At 52.9% G+C, this 23305-nt stretch carries 16 protein-coding genes and 1 tRNA gene; 7 read left to right on the top strand and 10 right to left on the bottom strand.

The genetic code is table 11. The features are described 5' to 3' along the window. Positions 1-17: 17 nt before the first annotated feature. From WBP50_RS10110 to thiL, 3 genes are all read right to left on the bottom strand, one after another. On the bottom strand, positions 18-1391 hold the full coding sequence (locus WBP50_RS10110) for a TrpB-like pyridoxal phosphate-dependent enzyme (protein ID WP_423934093.1): 1374 nt from the start codon (positions 1389-1391) through the stop codon (positions 18-20). 124 nt (positions 1392-1515) lie between these two features. Then, positions 1516-1604, bottom strand: a tRNA-Leu gene (locus WBP50_RS10105). A gap of 150 nt (positions 1605-1754) precedes the next feature. After that, entirely contained in the window at positions 1755-2822 is a 1068-nt protein-coding gene (gene thiL / locus WBP50_RS10100; protein ID WP_423934091.1) for a thiamine-phosphate kinase, read from the bottom strand. Positions 2823-3114: 292 nt separating this feature from the next. Between thiL and ftsY the strand changes: the two genes are divergently transcribed. Then, a complete protein-coding gene (gene ftsY / locus WBP50_RS10095; protein ID WP_423934089.1) occupies positions 3115-4065 on the top strand; it encodes a signal recognition particle-docking protein FtsY in 951 nt (316 codons plus the stop codon). Here the strand turns inward: ftsY and WBP50_RS10090 are convergent. Then, entirely contained in the window at positions 4056-4679 is a 624-nt protein-coding gene (locus WBP50_RS10090; protein ID WP_423934087.1) for a GIY-YIG nuclease family protein, read from the bottom strand. The two genes, ftsY and WBP50_RS10090, sit on opposite strands and share 10 nt — an antisense overlap. Before the next feature lie 93 nt (positions 4680-4772). Between WBP50_RS10090 and WBP50_RS10085 the strand changes: the two genes are divergently transcribed. Beyond that, positions 4773-5426, top strand: a complete 654-nt coding sequence (locus WBP50_RS10085; RefSeq protein WP_423934084.1) for a protein-L-isoaspartate(D-aspartate) O-methyltransferase — start codon at positions 4773-4775, stop codon at positions 5424-5426. 104 nt (positions 5427-5530) lie between these two features. Next, on the top strand, positions 5531-7636 hold the full coding sequence (locus WBP50_RS10080; protein ID WP_423934082.1) for a peptidylprolyl isomerase: 2106 nt from the start codon (positions 5531-5533) through the stop codon (positions 7634-7636). Positions 7637-7709: 73 nt separating this feature from the next. Here WBP50_RS10080 and ptsP read toward each other — a convergent pair whose 3' ends face one another. Genes ptsP through rfaE2 form a run of 6 tightly spaced genes read right to left on the bottom strand, consistent with a single transcriptional unit; the run spans position 7710 to position 18053 of the window. After that, positions 7710-9515, bottom strand: a complete 1806-nt coding sequence (gene ptsP / locus WBP50_RS10075; RefSeq protein ID WP_423934081.1) for a phosphoenolpyruvate--protein phosphotransferase — start codon at positions 9513-9515, stop codon at positions 7710-7712. A gap of 9 nt (positions 9516-9524) precedes the next feature. Further along, a complete protein-coding gene (dnaB, locus tag WBP50_RS10070; RefSeq protein WP_423934080.1) occupies positions 9525-11060 on the bottom strand; it encodes a replicative DNA helicase in 1536 nt (511 codons plus the stop codon). Further along, entirely contained in the window at positions 11057-11701 is a 645-nt protein-coding gene (locus tag WBP50_RS10065; protein ID WP_423934079.1) for a uracil-DNA glycosylase, read from the bottom strand. The genes dnaB and WBP50_RS10065 overlap by 4 nt, the downstream gene beginning before the upstream one ends. 22 nt (positions 11702-11723) lie before the next feature. Further along, the gene (coaBC, locus tag WBP50_RS10060; RefSeq protein ID WP_423934077.1) at positions 11724-12956 is read right to left on the bottom strand and encodes a bifunctional phosphopantothenoylcysteine decarboxylase/phosphopantothenate--cysteine ligase CoaBC; all 1233 of its coding nucleotides are present in this window, start codon (positions 12954-12956) and stop codon (positions 11724-11726) included. 50 nt (positions 12957-13006) lie between these two features. Continuing rightward, positions 13007-17563: a translocation/assembly module TamB domain-containing protein gene (locus WBP50_RS10055; RefSeq protein ID WP_423934075.1), complete on the bottom strand. Its 4557-nt coding sequence runs from the start codon at positions 17561-17563 to the stop codon at positions 13007-13009. Next, complete coding sequence (rfaE2, locus tag WBP50_RS10050; protein WP_423934073.1) at positions 17550-18053, bottom strand: D-glycero-beta-D-manno-heptose 1-phosphate adenylyltransferase; 504 nt, start codon at positions 18051-18053, stop codon at positions 17550-17552. Before rfaE2 ends, WBP50_RS10055 begins: the two co-directional genes overlap by 14 nt. A 341-nt stretch (positions 18054-18394) precedes the next feature. Between rfaE2 and WBP50_RS10045 the strand changes: the two genes are divergently transcribed. The 4 genes from WBP50_RS10045 (at position 18395) to WBP50_RS10030 (ending at position 23058) form a co-directional block, all read left to right on the top strand. Further along, the gene (locus tag WBP50_RS10045) at positions 18395-19300 is read left to right on the top strand and encodes a lysophospholipid acyltransferase family protein (protein WP_423934071.1); all 906 of its coding nucleotides are present in this window, start codon (positions 18395-18397) and stop codon (positions 19298-19300) included. A 289-nt stretch (positions 19301-19589) separates the two neighbouring features. Beyond that, positions 19590-20531, top strand: a complete 942-nt coding sequence (locus WBP50_RS10040; protein WP_423934070.1) for a UDP-glucuronic acid decarboxylase family protein — start codon at positions 19590-19592, stop codon at positions 20529-20531. A 43-nt stretch (positions 20532-20574) separates the two neighbouring features. Continuing rightward, positions 20575-21741, top strand: a complete 1167-nt coding sequence (locus WBP50_RS10035) for a glycosyltransferase family 61 protein (RefSeq protein ID WP_423934068.1) — start codon at positions 20575-20577, stop codon at positions 21739-21741. A 312-nt stretch (positions 21742-22053) separates the two neighbouring features. Beyond that, entirely contained in the window at positions 22054-23058 is a 1005-nt protein-coding gene (locus WBP50_RS10030; RefSeq protein ID WP_423934122.1) for a glycosyltransferase family 2 protein, read from the top strand. Positions 23059-23305 lie beyond the last annotated feature (247 nt).

Below are 23305 nucleotides of genomic sequence, written 5' to 3'. Positions count from 1 at the left end.
AGGGGGTGCCCTTTTTTTTACCGTTCCGGTGGTTTCGGATGATCCTTCACGGCTTCGAGCGACTGAGCGAGCAGTTCTTCGGGCAGCGCGCAGTCTGTGAGTTTGCCCGACATGAAGGCGTCGTAACCCTGCAGGTCCATCAGTCCGTGACCTGACCAGTTCATGAGGATCACCTTCTCCTTTCCCTCCTCTTTCGCTTTTTTCGCTTCACGGATTGTCTGGGCGATGGCGTGCGAGGTTTCAGGCGCGGGAATGAACCCTTCGGTATGGGCGAAAAGCAGCGCCGCCTCGTAGCACTCGCTCTGCGGCAGCGCAGTGGCTTCGATGAGGCCAAGCTGCATGACATGGCTCACCAGCGGGGCCATGCCGTGGTAGCGCAGTCCGCCGGCGTGGATGGCTGGAGGAATGAAGCGGTGTCCCAGGCTGTGCATGGGCAGAAGCGGCGTCATTTTCGCAACGTCGCCGGTATCGTATATGTAGGGACCTCTGGTCAGGGTCGGGCAGGCCTCCGGTTCGGTGGCGATGATCTGCACCTGGCGTCCGTGGATTTTATCGCAGATGAACGGAAAGCTTATGCCGGCGAAATTCGACCCGCCTCCGGCGCATCCGATCACGACATCCGGATAGAGCCCTATTTTATCGAACTGCTTTTTCGCTTCAAGTCCGATGATGGTCTGGTGCAGCATCACATGGTTCAGGACGCTGCCGAGCGCATAGCGGGTATCATCGCGTTCGACGGCCTGCTCGATAGCTTCACTGATGGCGATGCCGAGGCTTCCGGGCGTATCGGGCATCTCCTCCAGGATTCTGCGTCCTGCGGCGGTCTGGGTGCTCGGGCTGGCGATGCACTCGGCTCCCCAGGTTTTCATCATGATCTTCCTGAACGGCTTCTGGTCGAAGCTGATGCGCACCATGAACACCTTGCACTCGATGCCGATCAGTTTGCAGCTCATGGCCAGGGCGCTGCCCCACTGGCCCGCTCCGGTTTCGGTGGTGAGATATTTGATGCCGAATTCCCGGTTGTACCAGGCTTGCGCAACGGCCGTGTTCGGCTTGTGGCTGCCGGCAGGAGATACCCCTTCGTTCTTGTAGTAGATTTTCGCCGGAGTGCCGAGAGCTTTTTCAAGCCTTTTGGCCCGGTAGAGCGGAGAGGGACGCCAGAGCTTCAGGATGCCGAGCACCTCTTCGGGAATGTCGATCCATCTTTCGGTGCTCATTTCCTGCTCGATCAGGTTCATCGGAAACACTCTGGCGAGATCGTCGGGCGAAATCGGCAGGCCGTTCATGCCAAGAGGCGGCGGCATGGGCGAAGGCAGATCGGCCTGGATGTTGTACCACTGTCTTGGCAATTCGTGTTCTTCGAGGATGACCTTGGTGAGATCGGCACTCATGGCGGTAAGATTTTTGTTTGCGAAAAAACGCTGAGAAAACAGGAAGGGTGGGCGCGCCACCTCCTCAAAGGTAGTCAATATCAGGGATAATGGGCAAGTCTTCGAGGGGAAAGCATGTGGATTGTGGTGCCGAAGGCGGGAATCGAACCCGCACGTCCATTGCTGAACACAGGATTTTAAGTCCTGGGCGTCTACCAGTTCCGCCACTTCGGCATCCGGAAAATCCGGGAAGGGAAGTCAATTTACTATCTTCCCTGTTTTTAACAAAATAATCGCGCCGCTATTAATCCGTGAGGCCTGGAATTTCCGGCTTCCGGTGCTGTCCTGCAGCGGTGAGCCGTTCGAATGACCCGGCTCCCGGCCTCACGTCCTGAAATGGTCGTAGCCGCCGAGATCGTCGAGGCTGAGGGTCATTCCGTAGATATCGGAGAGCAGGACGCCTTTCTCCTTTTCCGTTATTTCCCCGATAACCGAGATATCCCGGTTGCCGGCCAGGAAAGCGGCCTGTTCCTTCGGCAGGGTAAAGAGCAGCTCGTAGTCCTCGCCACCCGACAGAGCCCAGGCAAGGGCATCCTCCTGCAGTTCATCGGCTATTTCCCGGGCCTGGGTGTTGACGGGGATGGCTCGTTCATGAATAAGCGCACCGGTATCCGAACACCGGCACAGATGTCCGAGATCGGAGCTGATCCCGTCGGAAATGTCGATCATTGCGCTCGGTGTGACGCCTGAAGCGTGAAAAAGCCGGATCGTGTCGAGCCGGGCGGCGGGCAGAAGCTGACGGCGGATGGCATCGCTGTACTCCTGCAGGTCGGCCATGAGGCTTTTGCTGTATGGTTCGTTGTTCGACAGATGGTCGAGCATGATATTTTTTTCCCGCATAAGCATTTTCAGGCCTGCAGCGGCCCCTCCAAGCGTGCCGGTCACGCAGATCAAATCCCCCGGTTTTGCACCGCTGCGCATGGTGAGCCGTTCTTTTGCCGTCTCACCGGTCATGGAGATGGTGATCACCAGTCCGGATCGGGATGAAGAGGTATCGCCTCCGGCAATGGCCAGCCCGTAACCGGAGGCCGCATGGCTCATGCCGCGATAGAGCTCTTCGACCATCTCGACGGAAAAAGAGGGCGGTATGGCAAGGGAGACCAGAGCATAGGTCGGCAGGGCGTTCATGGCGCAGATATCCGACACGTTGACGCTGATGCATTTGCTGCCGAGATGCCGGAGCGGCGTGAAGAGCAGGTCGAAATGCACCTCTTCGGCAAGCAGGTCGGTTGTCGCGACCTGCATCAGGGTTTCCGAAAGCCGGTAGACGGCACAGTCATCCCCTATTCCTTTCACCAGGGATGGGGCTTCGGCGAGGGTTGGCTCGACAAGTTTCGAGAGCCGGCTGATCAGTCCGAACTCGCCGATATCCGAGATGGCTTTGTATGGCATATTTTTACGTACATTGAAGGGCACCTCTATAACTTGTTGCGTGAGCAGATTGCTGCGTTATCCCGATGCGTCAGGATCGAAATCTTCATCCCGGTTTACCGGGACTCAGGTTTCTCCGCTTCGTCCGGCCTGCTCTGTACCCGCTCGTGACACTTTTTGGAGGCCCCCGGTAAAATCCGGGTGCAACGCAAGGGATAAGTATGCAGCAATGTACGGCAATATCCGGAAATGCCGCCGGAGCGGATGCTCCACTCATTGCAAGTAAATAAACATAGACATTTTTCCGTTCATCATGGGTTTTTTCGACAATTTCAAAATATCGCGCCTTAAAGAGGGACTCAGCAAGACAAGGGATACGTTTCGTGAAAAGCTTTCCGTCATCACGCAGGGTAAAACCGAAATCGACGATGAGTTTCTTGAGGAGCTGGAAACCATTCTCGTTGCTGCCGATGTCGGAGTTGAAACCACGCTCGGCATCGTCGAAGCGGTAACCGAGCGGGCAAAAAAGGAGACCTATCGTTCTGAGGGTGAGCTGAACGGGATGGTGATGGAAGAGATTCAGCAGATGCTTCTCGATACCGACAGCGCGCATCCTCTTGATTTTGACGCGCAGCTTCCCGAACGTCCCTATGTGATTCTTGTGGTCGGCGTGAACGGCGCCGGCAAGACCACCAGTGTCGCCAAGCTCGCCCGCAATTACGACAAGGCAGGCAAGAAGGTCGTTATCGCCGCCGCCGATACCTTCAGGGCCGCAGCATATGAGCAGCTGAAGATATGGGCCGACCGGGCTGGAGTTCCGATCATCGGCCAGGGCCAGGGCGCCGATCCGGCATCGGTAGTCTACGATGCGGTCAGTTCCGCCGTGGCTCACCATACCGACGTTGTGCTTGTCGATACCGCCGGCCGGCTGCACAACAAGAGCCATCTCATGGAGGAACTCGCCAAAATCATGCGGGTTGCCCGGAAGAAGGTGCCTGCCGCACCCCATGAAGTGCTGCTGGTGCTCGACGGCACGACCGGTCAGAACGCCGTCCAGCAGGCAAGGGAGTTTACGAAGTTCGTCAATGTGACCGGCTTGGTGCTTACCAAGCTCGACGGTACCGCCAAGGGGGGGATCGTGCTCTCCATTTCCCGGGAACTGAAGCTCCCGGTGAAATACATAGGCGTCGGCGAAAAAATCGACGACCTGCAGCTGTTCGACCGGGAAAAGTTTGTCGAGGCGCTCCTGGGCCGTCAGGAGTAGTGTTCGCTGGAGCTGGTGGTTACGCCCATATCCGGAAGTTCCCCGAGGAGCCGGACGAGCAGCGGGCCGTAATCGGTGCAGTAGAGAAGATGGGTACTGTTTTTCGTGTCCTGCGCTCCGAGCCGAGCCGCGGGAACAGAGGTTTCGGGAGCCGCTTCGAGGTGGCGGGCCAGAACCGGTTCGAGTTTTTCCGGGCTCCGGATGATCAGGATATGGAAAATACATGATTCCGGACGGTCGAGCAGGTAATCGATATGCCAGTGCGGTTTTTTTTCGGAAGCGGCCTGCGGTGTTTCTGCAGCCATGCCGTTTTCCAGCAGCATCTGCTGTAAAGCTTTTCTTATGGCATGCGGCGTTCTCCCTGCGGTTCTTGACGCATGCCGCATCAGGCGCCGTGCAAGCGGGTACCGGTTGTTCCCCTTGCCGAGTGCCGAGCCGAGATAGAGATAGCAGCCGGCGGGCAGGAGCAGCGGGTTTCCTTTCCGGAAGCGGCCGAAAGGCAGCTGAACGGTTTTTGCAAGCCGTATGAACAGCAGATAGGCGCCCTGCTTTTCCATGCCGCCCGCAAGGGTGAACTGCCCTCCGGGAATTGTTTTTTCTGGATTTTGATGCAATATTAGCGGTGCCTGGTTAATGCAGGTAACGGTAATGCTGAAAATAAGGCTTTTGGAACTGCGGATAACTATCTTTTTCCGGAGGAGTTTCCAATGAATGAATCCGAAAAGATTATGGCCGCAAGGCGGAGCGAAATGGTCCGGGACCTCCGTCGTAAAGGCATTATCGATGAACGGGTGCTCGAAGCCATCGGAAGTGTCGAACGGCACCGTTTTGTTCATGAGGAAAGCCTTGATTATGCATATGATGATGCGGCCTGGCCGATAGGATACGGGCAGACCATTTCACAGCCCTATACGGTTGCCTATATGACCTCCCTGCTTGCAGCGCGATGTTCGCCGCCAGCAAAGGTGCTTGAAATCGGCACGGGGTCGGGCTATCAGGCGGCGGTTCTCGATGCGCTTGGTTACAGGGTTTATTCGGTTGAGCGCATTCCCGAATTGTACGAGCGGGCGGCAAGGCTCTTCAGGTCTCTCGGCATTCCGGTCAGGTGCAGGCTTGCGGATGGTTCCCTTGGCTGGGAGGAAGAGGCCCCGTTCGAGGGTATCATGGTTACGGCGGCCGCTCCGGATTGTCCGCAGCATCTTCTCGGGCAGCTTTCCCCGGATGGCTGTCTGGTTATTCCTGTGGGGGGGCAGGATACGCAGCAGATGACCGTCTGCAGGCGTTCGGGCGACAGGTTTGAAAAGGAGCTTTTTCACCATTTCGCTTTTGTTCCGCTGATCGGCAGGGAGGGTTGGAATTGAAATGCTTCTCTGTTAATTTGCTGTACAAATCGCTCGTGAAAAGGGGTGCAGTTGAAGAATGTAGGGCTGATATTTCATTAATATTATTCAAGAGGTGATGTGTTATGGCTTTAATGTCCAGCATGCGGGATAAGACGCATATTATTCTGTACACGCTACTGGCGGCATTTCTCGCGCTGATTGTTTTCGAGTGGGGAATGAACTTTACCGGTTTTAACGGAAAACAGGGCAGTGCGGCCGGAAAGGTGAACGGGAAAGAGGTGTCGAAGGCCCGCTACGAAGAGATTTACAAGGAGTTTTCCGAAAATTTCCGCAGAAACAATCCCGGAGTCGAGATAACGCCTGAAGTTGAACTCGGGCTTCAGGAGCAGGCATGGAAGATTGCCGTCGATCAGACACTGCTTGAAGAGCAGTTTGAAAAGTTCGGCATTACCGTCGAGGACAGTGAGATTGTTGCGGCACTCGACGGAGACAATCCTCCCATGATCATCCGGCAGAATTTCGTCAATCCCGCTACCGGAGTGATCGACCGCCAGAAGCTGGATGCCGCGCGTCGTGATCCCAAGAACAAGGAGATGTGGCTCCAGATCGAAGATATCGTCCGCCGCGAATTGAAGGTGAACAAGCTTATCCGGGCCCTGCAGACCATGGTGCCGGTTACCGATCGGGAACTTGACGCTGTCGTCAAACGGGAGTACACCAGGTTTTCCGCCTCCTTTATACCCGTTCCCCTGAGTTTTGCTGGTCCTGACAGCAACTTTCCCGTAAAGGCCGACGAGATACAGAAGTACTACGACGGGCACAAGGATATGCTCAAGCAGCCGCCGTCGAGAAAAGCCGATTATGTGTTTTTCCCGATCGTACCCTCCTCGAAAGACAGTGCGGTGGTGCGCAACGAGCTTGAGGGCATGCGCAAGGAGTTTGCTGCAACGCAGAATGACAGCGATTATGTAAGGGTTCAGAGCGACCGTCCCACCGGCATCGATGTGCCCTTGAGCCGTGCGGATTTTTCACCGGCCGCCGGCGCGGTTGTTTTCAGTCCCGGGAATGCCAAGCCGGGCTCGGTTATCGGTCCTGTTGCCGACAACGGCTACTACCGGATGCTGAAGGTCAAGAAAATTGCAGCCGGTGAACCGGTTGCCAGAGCGTCGCATATTCTGCTTCGTTTCAACCCTTCGAGCCGTGATGATGTAGCCAGCGTAAGGGCTCGCATGGTGACGATCTACAAGAAGCTTCAGGAAGGAGTACCCTTTGAGGTGCTGGCCAGAGAGTATTCGCAGGATCCCGGCAGCGCCGCAAGAGGCGGTGATCTTGGGTGGTTCGGACGCAAGAGCGTCGTTCCGGAATTTTCCGAAGCCGTATTCAGCACCCGTCCCGGCGCTCTCGCCAGACCGGTGCAGACGAAATTCGGCCTGCATATCATCAAGGTGTCCGGTTTCGATCAGAGCAGACTGGTTTGCTCCGAAGTTGTCCGGCTGATACGGCCGTCAACGGAAACGGTCGACAGCTCCAGGCGTCTTGCCACGGCGTTTCAGATGCAGGCGAAGGATCAGGGGTTCAACAAGAGCGCCGAAGCCGAAAAACTCCGTATCGCCAGAACCGGAGAGTTCGGCAAACACACTCCGATCGGACCTGTCGGTTATAACGAAAAGATCATAGCATTCGCCTTCAAGGGATCCGAAGGTGATCTTTCCGACGTGATTGAAACCGATAAGGGATTTTACGTCATGCGTCTGACCGGAAAGAACGATACCGGATACCGTCAGCTCGACGATACCCTGAAGAAAGTCATCACTGCGGAACTGGCCCGTGAAAAGAGAGAGCTGGCGCTTGAAAAGAAGCTCGCCGCCCTTGCGGCGCGACCCGGAGCAACCCTCGAATCGCTTGCCGCAGCCAACAAGGAGTTTACGATCGTCAGGGCGGACGATATCCGCTGGACTGACGGTTACATTCCCGGTTACGGCATTGACCGGCCGCTGGTTGAGGCGATTTCCGCAATGAAAGCAGGAAAGCTCTCCGGGCCTGTCAAGTCGATGATGGGCTATGCCCTTGTCAGGCTCGACAAGCGGGTGATGGCCGGGGATATCAATTTGAAGGAGGTAAAAGCCGGAATACTGCCGAACCTCGTTCGGGCAAAGCAGGAACAGTTCTTTGCCGAGTATTTCGCCACATTGCGACGGGATGCCAAGATCGAGGATCTGCGGCCCTGAGTCTTCCCTTGTATAACGCATAAAGAGCCCCTCGAAAAACCCTGATCAACCGGTTTTTCGAGGGGCTCTGCCGTTACAGGGTTGCCAGGAAATTTTCCAGGCGGCTTTTTATTTTTTCCGCAGAAGCGAGTTCGAGGCACTCGCCGGCAAGGAGTTCCGTTTCTGCGAGGGTAATGCTGGAGACCATTTTTTTCAGTTTGGCGATATCGGCACTAACCACACTGAATTTTCTCAGGCCGCAGCCGATGAGAAAGGGGAGGGTAAGTCTGTCGGAAGCCATATCGCCGCAGATGGATGCGGGGCAGCGGTTTTTCTGTGCTGTGGAGATGACCCGGTAGAGCTGCCGGATAATGGCCGGGTGAAACTTGTCGAACAGATCCTGGACAATGACATTGTTTCTGTCCACGGCAATGGTGTACTGGGTCAGATCGTTGGTTCCGATGCTTACGAAATCGACGCACCGGGTGATCTCTTCGATAATTTCCACAGCTGCAGGGACCTCGATCATCGCCCCGACAAAAGGCTTTTCACAGGCCAAGCCGGTTTCATCGGTGATTTGGTTGCAGAGCTTTTCAAGCCTCTCTTTGATGAAACGGATCTGCTCGATGGAGGTGATCATCGGCAGCAGAATGTGGATATTGCCGTGCGTGTTTGCCCTCAGCACAGCCCGGAGCTGGTTTTCAAGGATTTCCGGAACATCGATGAGAATTCTGATACCCCGCCACCCGAGATTGGGATTGGGTTCCCTGACCGGAGAATAGAGCAGCTTGTCGCCGCCGATATCGAAAAGGCGTACCACCAGCGGCATCGGAGCAATTGTTTCGGCCATCTCCCGGTAGTAGTTCAACTGCTCCGATTCCCTCGGCACCTTGGTTCCGTCGATAAACAGGTTTTCGGTTCTGAAAAGGCCAACCCCTTCAGATCCCGTCGTCTTGATTGCCGCCAGCTCTTCCTTGAAGTCGATGTTCGAGTAAAACGATATCCTGACGCCGCAGCGTGTGTAGGCGGGCTGCTCGGCAGTCAGCGAGGCATCGGCTTCACTCTGCAGTTCGTCGTCCCGTTTTCTGTTGTAGTGTTCAATGGTTTTTTCCGACGGGTTGATCACGACGGTGCCGGTTGTGCCGTCGATGATGATCTGCTTGCCGGATTCCACCGTTTGCGAGAAATTGCCGAGCCCCACAACCATAGGGATGTTCAGCGATTTGCAGATCAGCGAAATGTGAGAGGTCTGGCCGCCGGTATCGGTGACGAATCCTTTTACATTGCTGCGGCTCAGCAGAATGACGTCGGCAGGGGAGAGATGTTCTGAAATAACGATGGTGCCTTCAGGTATCCACGAGTGCAGTTTTCTGATGTGCAGGTTCCTGATGATCCGCTCCTTGATATCCCTGAAATCGCAGGCGCGTTCCTGAAAGTACTGGTCGTCGGAATTCCTGAACTGTTCGAGGTAGCGTCCGAACTCCTCGTCGATGACAAGAGCGGCGGTTTTCTGTTCTTCCCTGATTCGACTGGAGATGGATTCGGTCAGCACCGGATCGTGCAGCAGCATGATCTGGGCTTCGAAAAGGTTCGCATATCCCTTGCCGAGTTTTCGTGTCGTGACGCGTTCTATTTTTTTCAGCTCTTTTTCCGAACGGTGCAGCGCAACGACAAACCGCTCTATCTCGCCATCTATCTCTTCGGGTTCAAGTGTTTTGGCCTCGTGATCGTACTGCTCTTTTTCAAATGCATAGGATGTTCCGATGGCTATGCCTCGCGATGCTCCAATGCCGCGGTAGGCATCCTCGGCAGGGAGGCCTGCCGGGGATGCCGGATTTTTCTTCTGGACCTTTCCCACTCTGGAGGGGAGGGCAGGCTGCCCTGTGGTTTTCTCGCTCATTCGCTCTGCTTAAAAGGGTGCGTCGTCCTGATTGATAAAGGATGCCGAAGGGATATTGCGTGATTCCGGAGGTTCGGGCATCGCATGCGGGGCATCTTCATGGAATCCTTCATCCTGTCCGCCTGAAATATAGACATTCGCCGTTGACTGAAAGCGTCCGTAATTTTTCATGAACAGCAGGCGGATATCGCCGATCGGTCCGTTTCGCTGTTTGCCGATGACAATTTCGACGATGTTTTTTGTGGACGAACCATCCTCGAAGGTGTCCTTTCCGTACATTTCCGGACGTGAAAGAAACATCACAACGTCGGCGTCCTGCTCAATCGAACCGGATTCCCTCAGATCGCTCAGCTGCGGGCGTCTGTCTCCGGAACGCTGCTCGACGGAACGGTTCAGCTGGGCAAGAGCGATAACAGGAATGTTCAGTTCCTTGGCCAGCGCCTTGAGCGAGCGGGATATCTGCGCGATCTCCTGTTCCCGGTTGGATCTCCCGTCCCTGACAGGAGTGACCAGCTGCAGGTAATCCACCACAACCATGCCGATATTGTGTTCCTGTTTCATCCTGCGGGTTTTGGCCGACAGTTCCATGATGGAGATACCCGGCGTATCGTCGATGAAGAGTTTTGCGTCGTTCAGCTTGTCCATGCTGTTGATGATCCTTGCCATCATTTCCGGGGTGATGCGCCCGGTTCGGACAAGCTGCGATTCCACATAGGCTTCTGCGCACATGAGCCTGATGGCAAGCTGCACTTCCGCCATTTCAAGGCTGAAAAACAGCACCGGAGTGTTGAAATCGACCGAGGCGTTACGGGCAAGAGCCAGAGAGAATGCGGTTTTTCCGGCTGACGGCCGTGCCGCGATGATAATCATATCCGATGGCTGGAACCCGGCGGTAAGCTGGTCGAGTTCGGAATACCCGGATCCGATGCCGGTAATGGATGACTGGGAAGCTCTGAGGTTTTCAAGAATGCGGATGCCGTTCTTGACCAGGTCCTTGATCGGCGAGGCCTTCTTTTTGATGCCGGCCTGGGAGATATTGAAAAACTGCTGCGAAGCGTGTTCGACAAGATCGAAAATATCCATCGACGAACTGTAGGCAGCCGAGGATATCTTTGCCGATATGGAGATCATCCGCCGGTAAAGATATTTCTCCTTGGCAAGGCGGGCATAGTATTCCACATTGGCCGCACTGATCACCTTTCCGGAAAGCTCTGCCAGATAGTGCCTCCCGCCTACGGGCTCCAGTTCGTTCATTTTCAGCAGCTCCTCACTGACCGTAATGAGGTCGATAGCCTGCCGTTTATGGTAGAGCTGCATCATGGCGGTGAAAATGATCTGATGCCGGCGTTCGTAGAAAACCTCGGCGCCGTTTTCACCGAAAATCTGAATGACCTGTTCGACAGGGTCCTCTTCGAGCAGGAGGCAGGCAAGCACCTCCTGCTCGATTTCCGACGAGTATGGCGGAATTCGGCTTTCCCTGCTGAAATCGATATCCTGGCTGAAATCGATGACGTCGGGTTTGGATTTGCCTGATGTTCGTGTCATGGTTGTGAATCGCTCTTCTTCCCCTGAAGGGTATCGTAGTGACGGCGCATAAGCTGGACGTCCTCCCAGCAACCCCTTTTCCAGTTCGGGTTTCTCAGCAATGCTGCCGGGTGGTAGGTTACCACGCAGTCGAATTTTTTCCAGCCGATGATTTTCCCTCGCATGGCCCCCATCGACAGATTGTTGTCGAGGAGCGTATTGGCGGCCACTCGTCCGAGCAGCAGCAGCATGCCGGGGTCGATCAGTTCAAGCTGGTTCTGCAGCCAGGGAAGACAGCTGGCGATCTCATCCTGCTGCGGATTGCGGTTCTGCGGGGGACGGCATTTGATAATGTTGCAGATAAAGACATCTTCACGCCGGAAGCCTACCGCCAGGAGAATTTTGTCGAGCAGCTGTCCGGAACGACCGACAAAAGGGCGACCCTGGGCATCTTCATCGGCTCCCGGTGCTTCACCGATAACGACAAGGCGGGCTTTCGGATTTCCCTCACCGAACACGAAGTTGTTACGGGTGGCCGCCAGACGGCATTTCGTACAGGTTTTCGAGCCTTCGTAAAGCTCCTGCAAATCGCTGTACAAGGGTTTATCTCCCCCTGCAGCCGTCGGCTGCTGTCGGCTTTCGTCAAATAACAGGCCCTGCATAACTAACGTACTGTTTCTTGTTTTACCGTCCGGAATGCATCAGTTGCTCTATGCAATCGAGCAGCTGTCTCGCGGCATCCTTTTTCTGCATAAGGGGCAGGACGGTTTCTGTGTGGTTCCGGTCAATCAGGGTAAGCACATTGGTATCCACTTCGAAGCCCGATGTTTTCCGGTCGAACGTATTGAATGCCACAAGATCGAGATTTTTTTCCTGCAGCTTTCTGTAGGCTTCTTCAAGTCCGTCACCGGTTTCAAGGGCAAAACCTACCGCAAGCTGATCCGGGCGCTTTCCTGTACCGAATTCCGCAAGAATATCGGGATTTCTTATCAGATTCAGCTGCAGGTGCGAACTGTTTTTTTTCAGCTTGCCTTCAAGCACCAGTTCAGGGCGGTAGTCGGCAACGGCGGCGGCGGCGATGAAAACCGTACAGAGTCCGTACAGCGACTTTGCCGCTTCGTACATTTCACAAGCGTTTTCGACATCAAGACGTTCCACGCCCACAGGGGTGTCAAGATGGACCGGGCCAGTGATAAGGGTTACCTCCGCGCCCCGTTCTCTGGCAGCTTCGGCAAGGGCGAACCCCATTTTGCCCGACGAGTAGTTCGAGATGAAACGGACACCGTCGATTTTTTCCCTTGTCGGACCGGCGGTGACGACTACGCGGCGTCCCCTGAGCGGAGAGTCAGGGGTGGCGTTCTGCAGCGCCATGCCGATGCGTTGGGCGATGACGTCGGGTTCCGGCATCCGTCCGGTTCCGCACTGTCCTGAGGCAAGATCACCGTTTTCGGGTTCGATAACGGTGCATCCCTGACCGGTGAGCAGGGCGATATTGCGCTGAAGCGAGCCGGAGCGGTACATCTGGCCGTCCATTGCCGGAAAAATCAGTACCGGCTTTCCGGGGCGAAGCGTAATGAAGCATGCCGTGAGCATGTCGTCGCACAATCCTGCAGCCAGCTTTGCGATGGTGTTTGCCGTGGCGGGAGCTATGACCAGTGCGTCCGCCCACTCTCCGAGGGAAATATGCCGGGTGAAATCCGTTCCCGGAAGGTCCAGAGGGGGAAACATTTCCCTGAAAACCGGTTCCCCCGAAACGGTCGCCAGTGAGAGCTCGCTGACGAACCGGCTTCCCGATGCAGTAAGCGCTACCCGGACTTCCGCTCCGGCCTTTTTGAGCAGGCGCACAAGCTGGGGTGTTTTATATGCTGCGATACCTCCCGAGATGCCGAGGATGATTTTTTTTCCTTTCAAAATCATGGCGTGTTCGTTACAAAAGGGTAAAAAATAATGTATAAAAATATAAGCACTTATTTCTTCTCGTCCGATGACGGGGCTATGCGTTTCCAGAACCGTTCCCAGGTGTGGAAACGTTCGCGGTAGGAGACGCTTGCTCCCCAGGTTTCGGATGGTTTCTGCAGGTTTGTATTCGATGCCTCGCCGGTAAGCTGACCATAGGAACGGTAGGCTTCGAGATAGACTTTCGGCGTTACCCGGTACTCGATTTTCTGTGACGTACCGTAGTAGTTGAAAAGTGCCTTGTCCTTGATATCAGGGCTGCTGCCGGTGCCGACGAAGCGCACCTTTCCGCCTGTGCCGGGAATATTGACGGCAAAATAGAGGTCGAGTCCGCTGAGTGCGCCTTTCTTGTCGAGCCCCAGATTGACATTGAAACTCTCGATGCCGGCAATATTCTGCACGATCCTGGAGAGCTGTGAAGATACCAGTCCCGCTCCGGTGGAGAGGCCTGCGCTCGATACCTCAAGGTTGCCGTATTGCCCGGTGCTGCCGGGGGGGGCGTACCATTGTTTGGAAAGCAGCATGGAAAGTACGTTGATTTCCGCATTGGGATCGATCTGGCTGGGCTGGCCGCCGATCATGCTCTGGGAGGCATAGGGCTGCATCTGTTCGTTCAGATAGTAGCCCATTCCGACGCGGGGTTCATTGAGCGTTCCGGTTATGGCCAGCAGCAGGCGGACGTTATCCCGCTCACCGGTCTGGGAACTGGTGACGCTGAGGTATTTGGTGCCATACAGGTTATCCATCCGGCCATCGCGGATTTCAGCGTTGTTCCAGGTGATTTTCCCTCCGTTTTCCAGATCGAAGTTCGTGTTGGAAAAACGGTACTTGCCGCCCGTAATATTGACCGAACCGTAGAGGCGGTAGCGCTGGTTGCTTTTGTTGACGATCAGGTAAAGGTTGCCGATCGATGCCTCAAGCTCCTCACCCCGGAGGCGATCGAAAATTACCGTGTATTTCAGGGGTTCCGCGCCGGTAAGCTTCAGATCCCTGATCTGCAGGATGTCGAGCAGCGAGTAGTAAAACTCGGCAGGTTTTTTGTCTGAACCGTTTTTCGGGGAATTTTCCTTTTTTTCAGCCGGATAACGAGCTACGAATTCAATGAATTTTTCGGCGCCAACATATTTTGCGCTTTCATTGGAGCCTTTTCTGTAGAGCGAAAAGTCGGCCTTGTCGATCCGCATCGCCCCTTCGACAACCGGAGAGGAGAGGTCGCCGTGAAGCCTGATATTGCGGGTTGTTCCGGTAACCGTGCCGAACGATGTCTCGTCTTTCCGGTCTTTTTTGTTGTAAAGCAGGAGTTCCGAAAAGCTGGCGCCGAGATCGAGGGATCTGGGTTCGAGCTGTACAAGCCGGATCACGCCGCTGATTCTGCCGGAACCCTGCAGCAAATCCCTCACGATGATCTCCTTAAGCTCTACCTGACGAGGGTTGACGGCCACATCGCCGTTCAGGATATAGGTTGTCTGGGTGGGTTCGACGGTTATACGGGTATCGCGCAGACGGGTGGTAAGATAGATATCCGGTTTCGGCATCCGTCCGGCAATGGTCAGGGTTGTAGGAATAATGCCTTTGGCGTTTTCAAAGAAAGGCAGAACATATTCGAGAAACCTGGCGGAAAGATTTTCGGAACGGAATGACGCATTCACCGACTGCTGATCGGGAATCCTTATCTGAAACGGAACGTAGCTGAGCAGAAGGGGCATGGATCCGCTGCCTTCAATGGTATTCATCGCAACGGATGAGGTTTCGCCTGAAACCGGCGCAGCCGAACTCCGGAAATCGAAACTGAGGCGGCTTCCGATGTGGCGGGCGTTGAGCTGCATGCCTCCGAACAGCAGTTCTTCATACCGGACAGCCTGTCCGTTGAGGCTGAGGGTGCTCGTCTTGGATCCCGGGGACCCGTTTACAACAAGTGTTCCGTTTACGACTCCGGCAATCGTTCCGGGTGAACCGGCCGTCCTGTTCCGGTTGAAGCCTGCCAGATCGATATTCGAGAGGGTGCATTTGAACGTTCCGGCCTTGTTGCTGCTCAGCAGGCCGTCGAGCACAACCCGCTGGTTTCCTTTGGCAATACTCAGATTCCTGAAGGTTGCCGAAGCGCTGCCCACCGTGATGTGCGAGCCTGCAGGGATCTGCCAGAGGCCGCCACTGTTGCCCAGCGAGAGTCTGTTGAGTGTGATGTCATAGGTTCCTCCGCTGCGTCTGGCCGAGAGATCGGAACTGATTTTCCATGCCTGCTCGGGAAGGTCTCCATCAATTGCCACAGAGAGCTGGGCCGGCGTGTATATTGCGTCGAATGCCAGATTACCCGATTTCACTCCGGCAATGGTGAGGTTGGCGGCTTTGCCCTTCACTGCGGCTTTTGAAAGCCCTTTTCTGCTGCATTCCATTGCCGCCGCCGCCGTAAGGGCGTTCAGCGTCGTACCGGAACCGGAGGAAAATGTGGTGAGGTCTAACGATGAGGAGATGGTGCAAAGCCCTTTACGGTAAAGCAGTTCGCCTTCCGTGCTTCCCTGCATCTCCATATTGCGAACCGGCAGCAGAACGACAAGCGGGGTGACGTCCTTGAGGGTGATTCGGTAGGAGACCTTGAACGGGTTGTCCGGCTGGGGTACCGGAGGGTTTTCGACAGACGGCAGGCCGGCAGGCCAGAGGCTCTGGATTCCGATTTCCCGGGTAACGGCGTATCCTGCAAGCTGCAGGGCTCCGATCAGCTGTTTCAGGGAGTAGTCGCCACTGAGCGACGCATCGAGGAAGTCGCTTTTTACCGTTACCTGAGAGGAGGCTTCACGCTGTGCTATGGCTACAGCAAATTCGGATTTGTCCCTGAACCGGAATTCGTTGATCGAAGAGGGCTCGAAACGTATGGCGATTCCTGCGTTGAGCGACCGGGGATCGAATCCCTCGCCTTTCAGGGCAAACGTTCCGTTCAGATCGGTCACGAAATCGCGGGAGTCCAGTATTTTGGCGAGATTGATCTTCTTTATCCGGCCATTGGCCTTGTAGGGCGGGGAGGGATGGTTGAGGTCGATCTCTCCCGAGGCCTCGATGATCTCTGCGCTGTTCTGCAGCGAAATTCCGGTTTTGAGGACTTTCCGGCTGTAATCAGCACTCAGGGACCCTTTTTCGATATCCTGACGTCCCCAGAACGAATCCTTGATATCGGCTGACAGTGAGAGCGTTTCAAGGCTTTTCAGGCCCTGGCTGGTTCCTTCGAAAGAACCTGTTGCCCTGAGCAGGTTTTTGCCGCTTTTTCTGCCGGAGGCCTCGAGCAAGCGGTAGGCTTCAAGCTCGTCGAGCCTGAAGGCTCCTTTCCATGCGAGTTGTTTATCCATCGCACCTTTCGATTCGGCTTCGAGCGATATCCTGCCGATTCCGGTGATCAGATCGATAGCGGTTTCCGCCTGTTTGGGCGATCCCTCCGCTCTCGCCAGGAACGTTACGGTGCCGAGCTGTCCGGCCGCTTTCCCGAAGGGGGTTTCGGCAAACAGGGCCTGTAAAAAAACCGGTTCTACCGTTGAGCTGTCGCATGACACCTTGAAAGAGAGTGCCTCCTTCTGCTGCAGGTGGAGCAGTTCGCCCCTGAAGGCAAGACGGCTTTTCCCTCTGGATAGCCGTGAATCAAATACCTGAAGCGATCCGTCGGCTATTTTTGCGTTGCCTTTGAAACGGTAAAGGCCTTCCGGAAGCCTGAGGGCGGGGAAAAAAACTTTCAGATCGTCGGTATGCAGGTTCAGGGCATTGATATTGATGAACGAGCGGCTTTCCGCAAGTCTGTCGATAAAGCGCTTCGTTCCCCCCGGAGCGAAAATATTGAAATCATCGAGCGAAACTGAAAGTTCGGCATTGCTCCTGCCGCTTTTCGCTTTCAGGGCAAGCAGTTCCGAACGGCTTGTCGAGAAGTGGAATTTTGCCGATCCCTCCCTGAGGCGGAATGCGTGTGAAGGCAGGGACAAAGCACCTTTTTCGAGGATTCCGCTGAACAGGTTCTCCTTCAGCCTGAAGGAGGTGATTTTCAGATCGATGTTCTCTGCCCGGTAGTGCAGCGGAGCTTTTCCCGCGCTGTTTTTTATCCAGGAGAGGCTTCCGTTATCGACGGAGAGCTTTTTGCAGAAGAAGCTTTCCAGCGGCGCCCGGCTCGAATCGGGATCCCGGGAGGTGAAAATGATATCGATATTGCGTTTTCCGTCCTCCCGTTCGATAACCGTCGCCTGCAGGCTGTCGGCGCTGATTTTCCTGAACGACAGTCTTCTGATTTCCGGCTGCAGCAGCATGAGAAAATTAAAGCGCAACTTGATGTTTTTTGCCGAAAAAGCAGGTGTGGACGAACCCGGTTCATAGATTTCAGGCGCCACCAGAGTCACCCTGTTCGGAAAGTTCAGATGGGCCTCCCGCAGCTCCAGGCGTCCCAGGAACTCCTTGTTGAAAAGGGCGATCATCTGTTCCTGTGCGTACCGGTCAAGCATGCCGCTGTTGAGCACAACCGCAGCTATGAGCGAAAGCACAAGAATGCATCCGGAGACTCCTGTCAGGAGTACAAGCGTATAGTGCTTAATCTTTTCCAATGTCAGTCCTGCCGGCGTATCGTTGGAGAATGGTTTCTATGATGCCGCTTGTCGATCGTTCCTCGATAAGCGGCAGGGTTTGTACACTGCCTCCGCTTTCAAGTACGGCTCTGGCCCCGGCAATTCGCTCTACCTGCCAGTCAGCGCCCTTCACCAGAATGTCGGGAAGCAGCATGCCGATCAGTGATTCGGGGGTATCCTCGTCAAAGATCGTTACCGCATCCACAGCCTCCAGGGCACAGAGGAGGGCGGAGCGGTCGAGTTCGTTGCAGATCGGGCGGAGCGCGCCTTTAATGCGCCTGACCGAAGCATCGCTGTTCAGGCCGATCACCAGGGCGTCGCCAAGTTCACGGGCGGCGGCAAGGTAGTGCACATGTCCGGCATGCAGGATATCGAAACAGCCGTTGGAGAAAACAACCTTTTTCCCTGCAGATTTCCAGTTCCGGATCAGTTCGGCGGCCTCCTTCTGGCCAAGCAGTTTATGTTTCATAACAACAGCGGATGGGGCTCATTAAACACAAATGATATAAGCCAATTTCGGATATTTTTTTCAAATTATCGTATCAGCCGCAACGATTCAATGGAAAGGGGACAAACAACTTTTTCAGTGAGTGCCTGAAAGCTGCAGGGCGGTATTTGTTCAGAGGCGAAAAGCTGTTTACTTTAGGGCAAGAGCAACTATCCACTATAACGAACTCTCATGCGTTCAACCCTATCCCCGCAGAACATGATCCCGGCGATTCCGATCCTTTGCCCTGGAGCGGGAGCCAGCTTTCGGCCTCTCGGTGCGAGGACCCGGTGACCGGAAATCTGCCGGATACGCGGACGGCCATGCATAAGAAAAGAAAGAAGAAAAACCCTTTTGCCGACAAGTTGTTCTGCCGGTTTTTCATGTTTGCCGGTATCCTGCTGCGCATTCTCAGCCAGTCTCAGGCTGCACTGCTTGCCCGTTTTTGCGGCGACATGGTATACTCCCTTCTGAAAATCCGGAGAAATCTGGTTGAAGAGAACCTTTCGGCAACCTTTCCTGAAAAGAGTCGGGAGGAAATAACGCGTATCGCACGACAGGTTTACCGTAACCTTGCCGAAAATGTTTTCGAGGTGCTCCGTCTTCCCCTTCTCAGGACCCCCGAAGAGGCCGCCCGACTGGTTGACGTCGATGCCCGCGCCTTTCAGGCAAAAACGCGTGAAATGAACAAGGGCGCCGTGCTGATATCCGCTCATTTCGGTAACTGGGAGCTGCTTGGAATGGCGTTCGGGCTTCTGGTATCGCCGATCACCGTTGTTGTAAAACGGCTGAAAAACCGGGAAATAGACCGCCAGATCAATCGGTGGCGCGCCATGAGGGGAAACAGGGTGGTCTATAAACGCCAGGCTCTTCGGGAAGGGCTCAGAACCCTGCGGAACGGCGGAGTCATGAGCATTCTTGCCGACCAGTCCGATCCGAAGGGCGGTTTTTTCATGGACTTTCTCGGCCGCAGAACCTCGGTCTTTCTCGGGCCGGCCTTTCTTGTCCTGAAAACCGGAGTCCCGGTTTTTGTGGGCATCAGCCGGAAAATCGGGAACGGACGATACCTGGTGGAGTACGAAGAGATCGATTACTCGGATCTCGGCACAGGCAAGGCCGACGTCGAAGAGCTTGCCCGCCGCTACACCCTGGCGCTTGAAAGGTATATCCGCAGATACCCCGAAGAGTGGTTCTGGCTGCATGACAGGTGGAAGCGAACGGAAGGGTAGCAGGCAGACGCATGCGCCGTTTTAATATGGCATTATCCTTCTGTGGCATTGGAACTGTAAGGTATGGCGTGTTTGTGTGGTGAACGATTTTCAAGCAATGTGTTGGCTCCGGCAGTTTATGCAGTAATTGATGCAGGTGAAGCGATATGGTCAGGTTGCCTGATTTTTCTGCTGCAGGTTGAATATTGCGAGACGTAATTATGTAAAAATCTTACGTGTGAATTGTTGATATGACCGTTCTGTTTTGTGAGGTTTTTTGAGTGAACATGCATTTCAGCCATAAGAGCATATGGATAAGATTCTTGTTACCGGTGGTGCTGGTTTTATTGGCTCCCATTTATGCGACCGCCTTGTCAATCGTGGTGATGATGTCTTGTGTGTAGATAATTTCTATACAGGAAGCAAGGCAAATATAAAGCATCTCTTTGCTCATCCCTATTTTGAGTTAATGCGTCATGATATAACCTTTCCTTTCTATGTTGAAGTTGATCGAATATACAATCTGGCGTGTCCAGCATCACCAATTCATTATCAGTTTGACCCTGTACAAACCACGAAAACCAGTGTGCATGGTGCAATCAATATGCTCGGGCTTGCCAAAAGGGTCAAGGCTAAGATTTTACAGGCAAGTACCAGCGAAGTTTATGGAGATCCTGAAATTCATCCGCAACCTGAAAGTTACTGGGGCAAGGTAAACCCCATAGGCATTCGGAGTTGTTATGATGAAGGAAAACGTTGTGCCGAAACATTGTTTTTTGATTATTGGCGTCAACATGACGTGCAAATTAAGGTTGTTCGTATTTTTAATACCTACGGACCCCGAATGCACCCCAATGATGGGCGGGTGGTGAGTAATTTTATTGTTCAGGCGCTTAAAGGGGATCCAATTACAATTTATGGTGATGGCCAACAAACCAGAAGTTTCTGCTATGTCGACGATCTCATTGATGCCATGATTAGTATGATGGATACCGGTAGTGATTTTACTGGTCCGGTCAATATCGGTAATCCGGGGGAGTTTACTATGCAGGAGTTAGCCGAAACTGTACTCCGGCTTACTGGTTCAAGAAGTAAGTTGATCTATCTGCCATTGCCCTCAGATGACCCGAGACAAAGGAAGCCTGAAATCGAGTTGGCTAAAGAAAAGCTTTCATGGGAACCTGGTATCGGTCTTGAGGATGGTCTTAAGGAAACAATTCGATATTTCAAAAATTTGTTTTTTAATTGTTAGGTGAAATTCCGATCAATGAGTTTTTCTGAAAAGACCTGATAGTTTGGAAAATGAAATGCTGAAAGATATTGTTGGTCTTAAAAAAAATATGCAGCGTCAAATTAACTTATATATAAGTAAATTTGCCAAAAATATTGAACAGCCATTGTGTGGACATAGGGATGCAAGTTGGATGGCAGCACCACCATGGTTGTCAGACTATACGTCAGTAAAGGATATATGCAATCAAGATGAAGTTGAATGCTGGAAAGGTGATTCCATCAGTCACAGGGATATCGTTGCCTCTGGGGTATTAACGGTTAAACATGTAGGCGTTGTCGGCTACAGGCTTAATTGCGGATCGGATGCACAGGCCATAGTGAATCTTGCGGACAGATGGGGAATGCCTCTTTTTTTCCCATTCAAAAAACACTGGAATTTGAAGAGTCTGATACAGGAAATAACTTTAGGGCCAACAGTTATTTCAAGACAAAACAGAAGAAGGGCAGTGCTTCTTGGGAGTTCAAATGTCGGGTTTTATCATTTTCTCACAGAGGTTGTTGGCGATTGGTGGTTTTTAAAAAAAATGGGGTTCAATAAAGATTCGTTCGACCTGTTTATTATACATGATGGCGGGAAAACGTGGCAGAAAAACATTCTTGATCTGCTGGATATAGAAAAGGATAAAATACGGAGCAGTTTTGGTTTCAGGGAGAAAGATATCGATTTAGTGATCCCGTATAGAGGTAAAGGCAGTCCACTTAATGTGCCATCCTGGACTTGTCGTGCCCTCTGTGAGGAAATCGGTGTTCAGGAATCTCAAAAGAAAGGATATCGTAAGGTATATATATCCAGAAAAGATGCGACACGCAGAAGGATGGTTAATGAAGCTGTGCTGACAGGCAAACTTGAGAAAATTGGATTTGAAATAGTGGAGTGTGAGAATTTGAATGTCAGGGAACAGCAGGATTTATTTGGGAGTGCAAAAATAATAGTGGCCGGTCATGGAGCGGCTCTGACCAATCTGGTTTGGTGCCCTGAAAATGCATTGGTTCTGGACATTCATCAAGAAAGCCCTGCAGTTCCATGTTTCAAAATACTTGGCGAGCAGAGCAGGATTAAGTATGTGCCGATATTTAATGCAGCGGAAGAAATATACAGATATGGCGACTGGAAAATCAGCGAAAAAGCTGTGGAGATGATTTTAGATGAGGTAGCTGTGGCGCCCTGACTGTTGCTCAAGGGAGCACTTTTCGCTTCAGCTCAGCATTTCTCTGTCTGCCTCGGAATAAACTTTTGCACATAATTCTTGATTTCTCAATGTAAAATCACTACATTTCCTGCGTTTGGTAAAAATTCCTTTTCCTCTTATGACCGGGGCGGAGCTCCCCGCCATGAGTCCCCGGGGACCCTTCAATGCCGTCAGGATAGTTGTTTTTGATGCATTTGTTATTGTTCGTCACCAGTCTGTCTTGATTCATAAGCTTGTACCGTTGTTCCATTTCCTGGAACGATATGGTACGAGTAAAAAATTTGAAGAGTGATGCCCCCCCAGGACAACCTTCTTGTATCGATTGTCACTCCCTTTTACAATGAATCTGAAGGGGTGGAATCTTTTTTCGTTACCCTTACCCGCACCTTGGACCTGGTACCTCAGGTGAAGTTCGAGTTCATTTTCGTTGATGACGGAAGCCGTGACAAGACGCTGGACAAGCTTATATTTCTTTCCCAGATTGACTCCAGGATCATCGTTATCGAGCTTTCGAGAAATTTCGGCAAGGAAGCCGCGCTCTCCGCAGGTCTTGACTATGCTTCGGGAGATGCGGTCATCCCTATCGACTCGGATCTGCAGGACCCTCCTGAACTGATTCCGGCGCTTATTGAAACATGGCTTCAGGGATACGATGTGGTACTGGCAAAAAGAACGGACAGAAGTTCCGACTCATTGCTGAAAAGAAGTACTGCAAAGATGTTTTACTGGGTTCATAACCTGTTATCCGGCATTAAAATTCCTGAGAATGTCGGTGACTTTCGAATAATGGATCGTATCGTTATCGATGCGCTGAAAGAATTCCCGGAACGGCAGCGATTCATGAAGGGCTTGTTTGCCTGGTCAGGGTTCAGGACGACAAGCATTGAGTTTACAAGAGAAAAACGTGCAGAGGGCTTTACAAAATACTCGATCTGGAAGTTATGGAATCTGGCCCTCGAAGGGATTACCAGCTTCAGCACTGCGCCGCTTAAAGTCTGGACCTATCTCGGAATATCAGGAAGCCTGTTTGCGTTTTTGTACGGAGCCTTTATCCTTATGAGGACATTACTGTACGGCAGGGACGTTCCTGGTTATACATCCCTGATTGTTGTTATTTTATTTCTTGGAAGTCTTCAGCTTATCAGCATCGGCACTCTCGGCGAATACATCGGCAGGATTTATATTGAATCCAAGCAGAGGCCTAAATATATTATCAGAAATACATACGGTGAAAATGATGTCATGTTCAAGAAAAAAAATAATATGATAGTATCAATAAAATCCGTTGAGTTATAGGCGTTTTATTGAGAATTCAATATCAAAATACCCTTTCATCAATGTTTCCGGCTTTAATGCTGATTCAAGGTTGATATTCAGGCAGGAAAGTCGTTGTTTCTTTTTGCTTATTCACGTCTTTTTTTATCAGATCTCATATGTTTTGCTGACTCATCTCGATTGATGCAGTATTTATGGTACTGAATAGAGTCTGAAGTCAAGCTGGCAAAAATGTTTTCTTGCCGGTCAGTATATGTTCGGCTAATCC

Source organism: Chlorobium sp., assembly GCF_049593655.1.
In the GTDB taxonomy this organism is placed as follows: domain Bacteria; phylum Bacteroidota; class Chlorobiia; order Chlorobiales; family Chlorobiaceae; genus Chlorobium.
This window is presented reverse-complemented; position numbering and strand designations above follow the sequence as displayed.

Coding starts and splice junctions, on each gene's coding strand:
- WBP50_RS10065 (WP_423934079.1), bottom strand. CDS start 11,701: ATGCAGGGCCTGTTATTTGACGAAAGCCGACAGCAGCCGACGGCTGCA.
- thiL (WP_423934091.1), bottom strand. CDS start 2,822: ATGCCATACAAAGCCATCTCGGATATCGGCGAGTTCGGACTGATCAGC.
- ptsP (WP_423934081.1), bottom strand. CDS start 9,515: ATGAGCGAGAAAACCACAGGGCAGCCTGCCCTCCCCTCCAGAGTGGGA.
- dnaB (WP_423934080.1), bottom strand. CDS start 11,060: ATGACACGAACATCAGGCAAATCCAAACCCGACGTCATCGATTTCAGC.
- WBP50_RS10110 (WP_423934093.1), bottom strand. CDS start 1,391: ATGAGTGCCGATCTCACCAAGGTCATCCTCGAAGAACACGAATTGCCA.
- rfaE2 (WP_423934073.1), bottom strand. CDS start 18,053: ATGAAACATAAACTGCTTGGCCAGAAGGAGGCCGCCGAACTGATCCGG.
- WBP50_RS10085 (WP_423934084.1), top strand. CDS start 4,773: ATGAATGAATCCGAAAAGATTATGGCCGCAAGGCGGAGCGAAATGGTC.
- WBP50_RS10045 (WP_423934071.1), top strand. CDS start 18,395: ATGCATAAGAAAAGAAAGAAGAAAAACCCTTTTGCCGACAAGTTGTTC.
- ftsY (WP_423934089.1), top strand. CDS start 3,115: ATGGGTTTTTTCGACAATTTCAAAATATCGCGCCTTAAAGAGGGACTC.
- WBP50_RS10040 (WP_423934070.1), top strand. CDS start 19,590: ATGGATAAGATTCTTGTTACCGGTGGTGCTGGTTTTATTGGCTCCCAT.
- coaBC (WP_423934077.1), bottom strand. CDS start 12,956: ATGATTTTGAAAGGAAAAAAAATCATCCTCGGCATCTCGGGAGGTATC.
- WBP50_RS10030 (WP_423934122.1), top strand. CDS start 22,054: ATGCCCCCCCAGGACAACCTTCTTGTATCGATTGTCACTCCCTTTTAC.
- WBP50_RS10080 (WP_423934082.1), top strand. CDS start 5,531: ATGGCTTTAATGTCCAGCATGCGGGATAAGACGCATATTATTCTGTAC.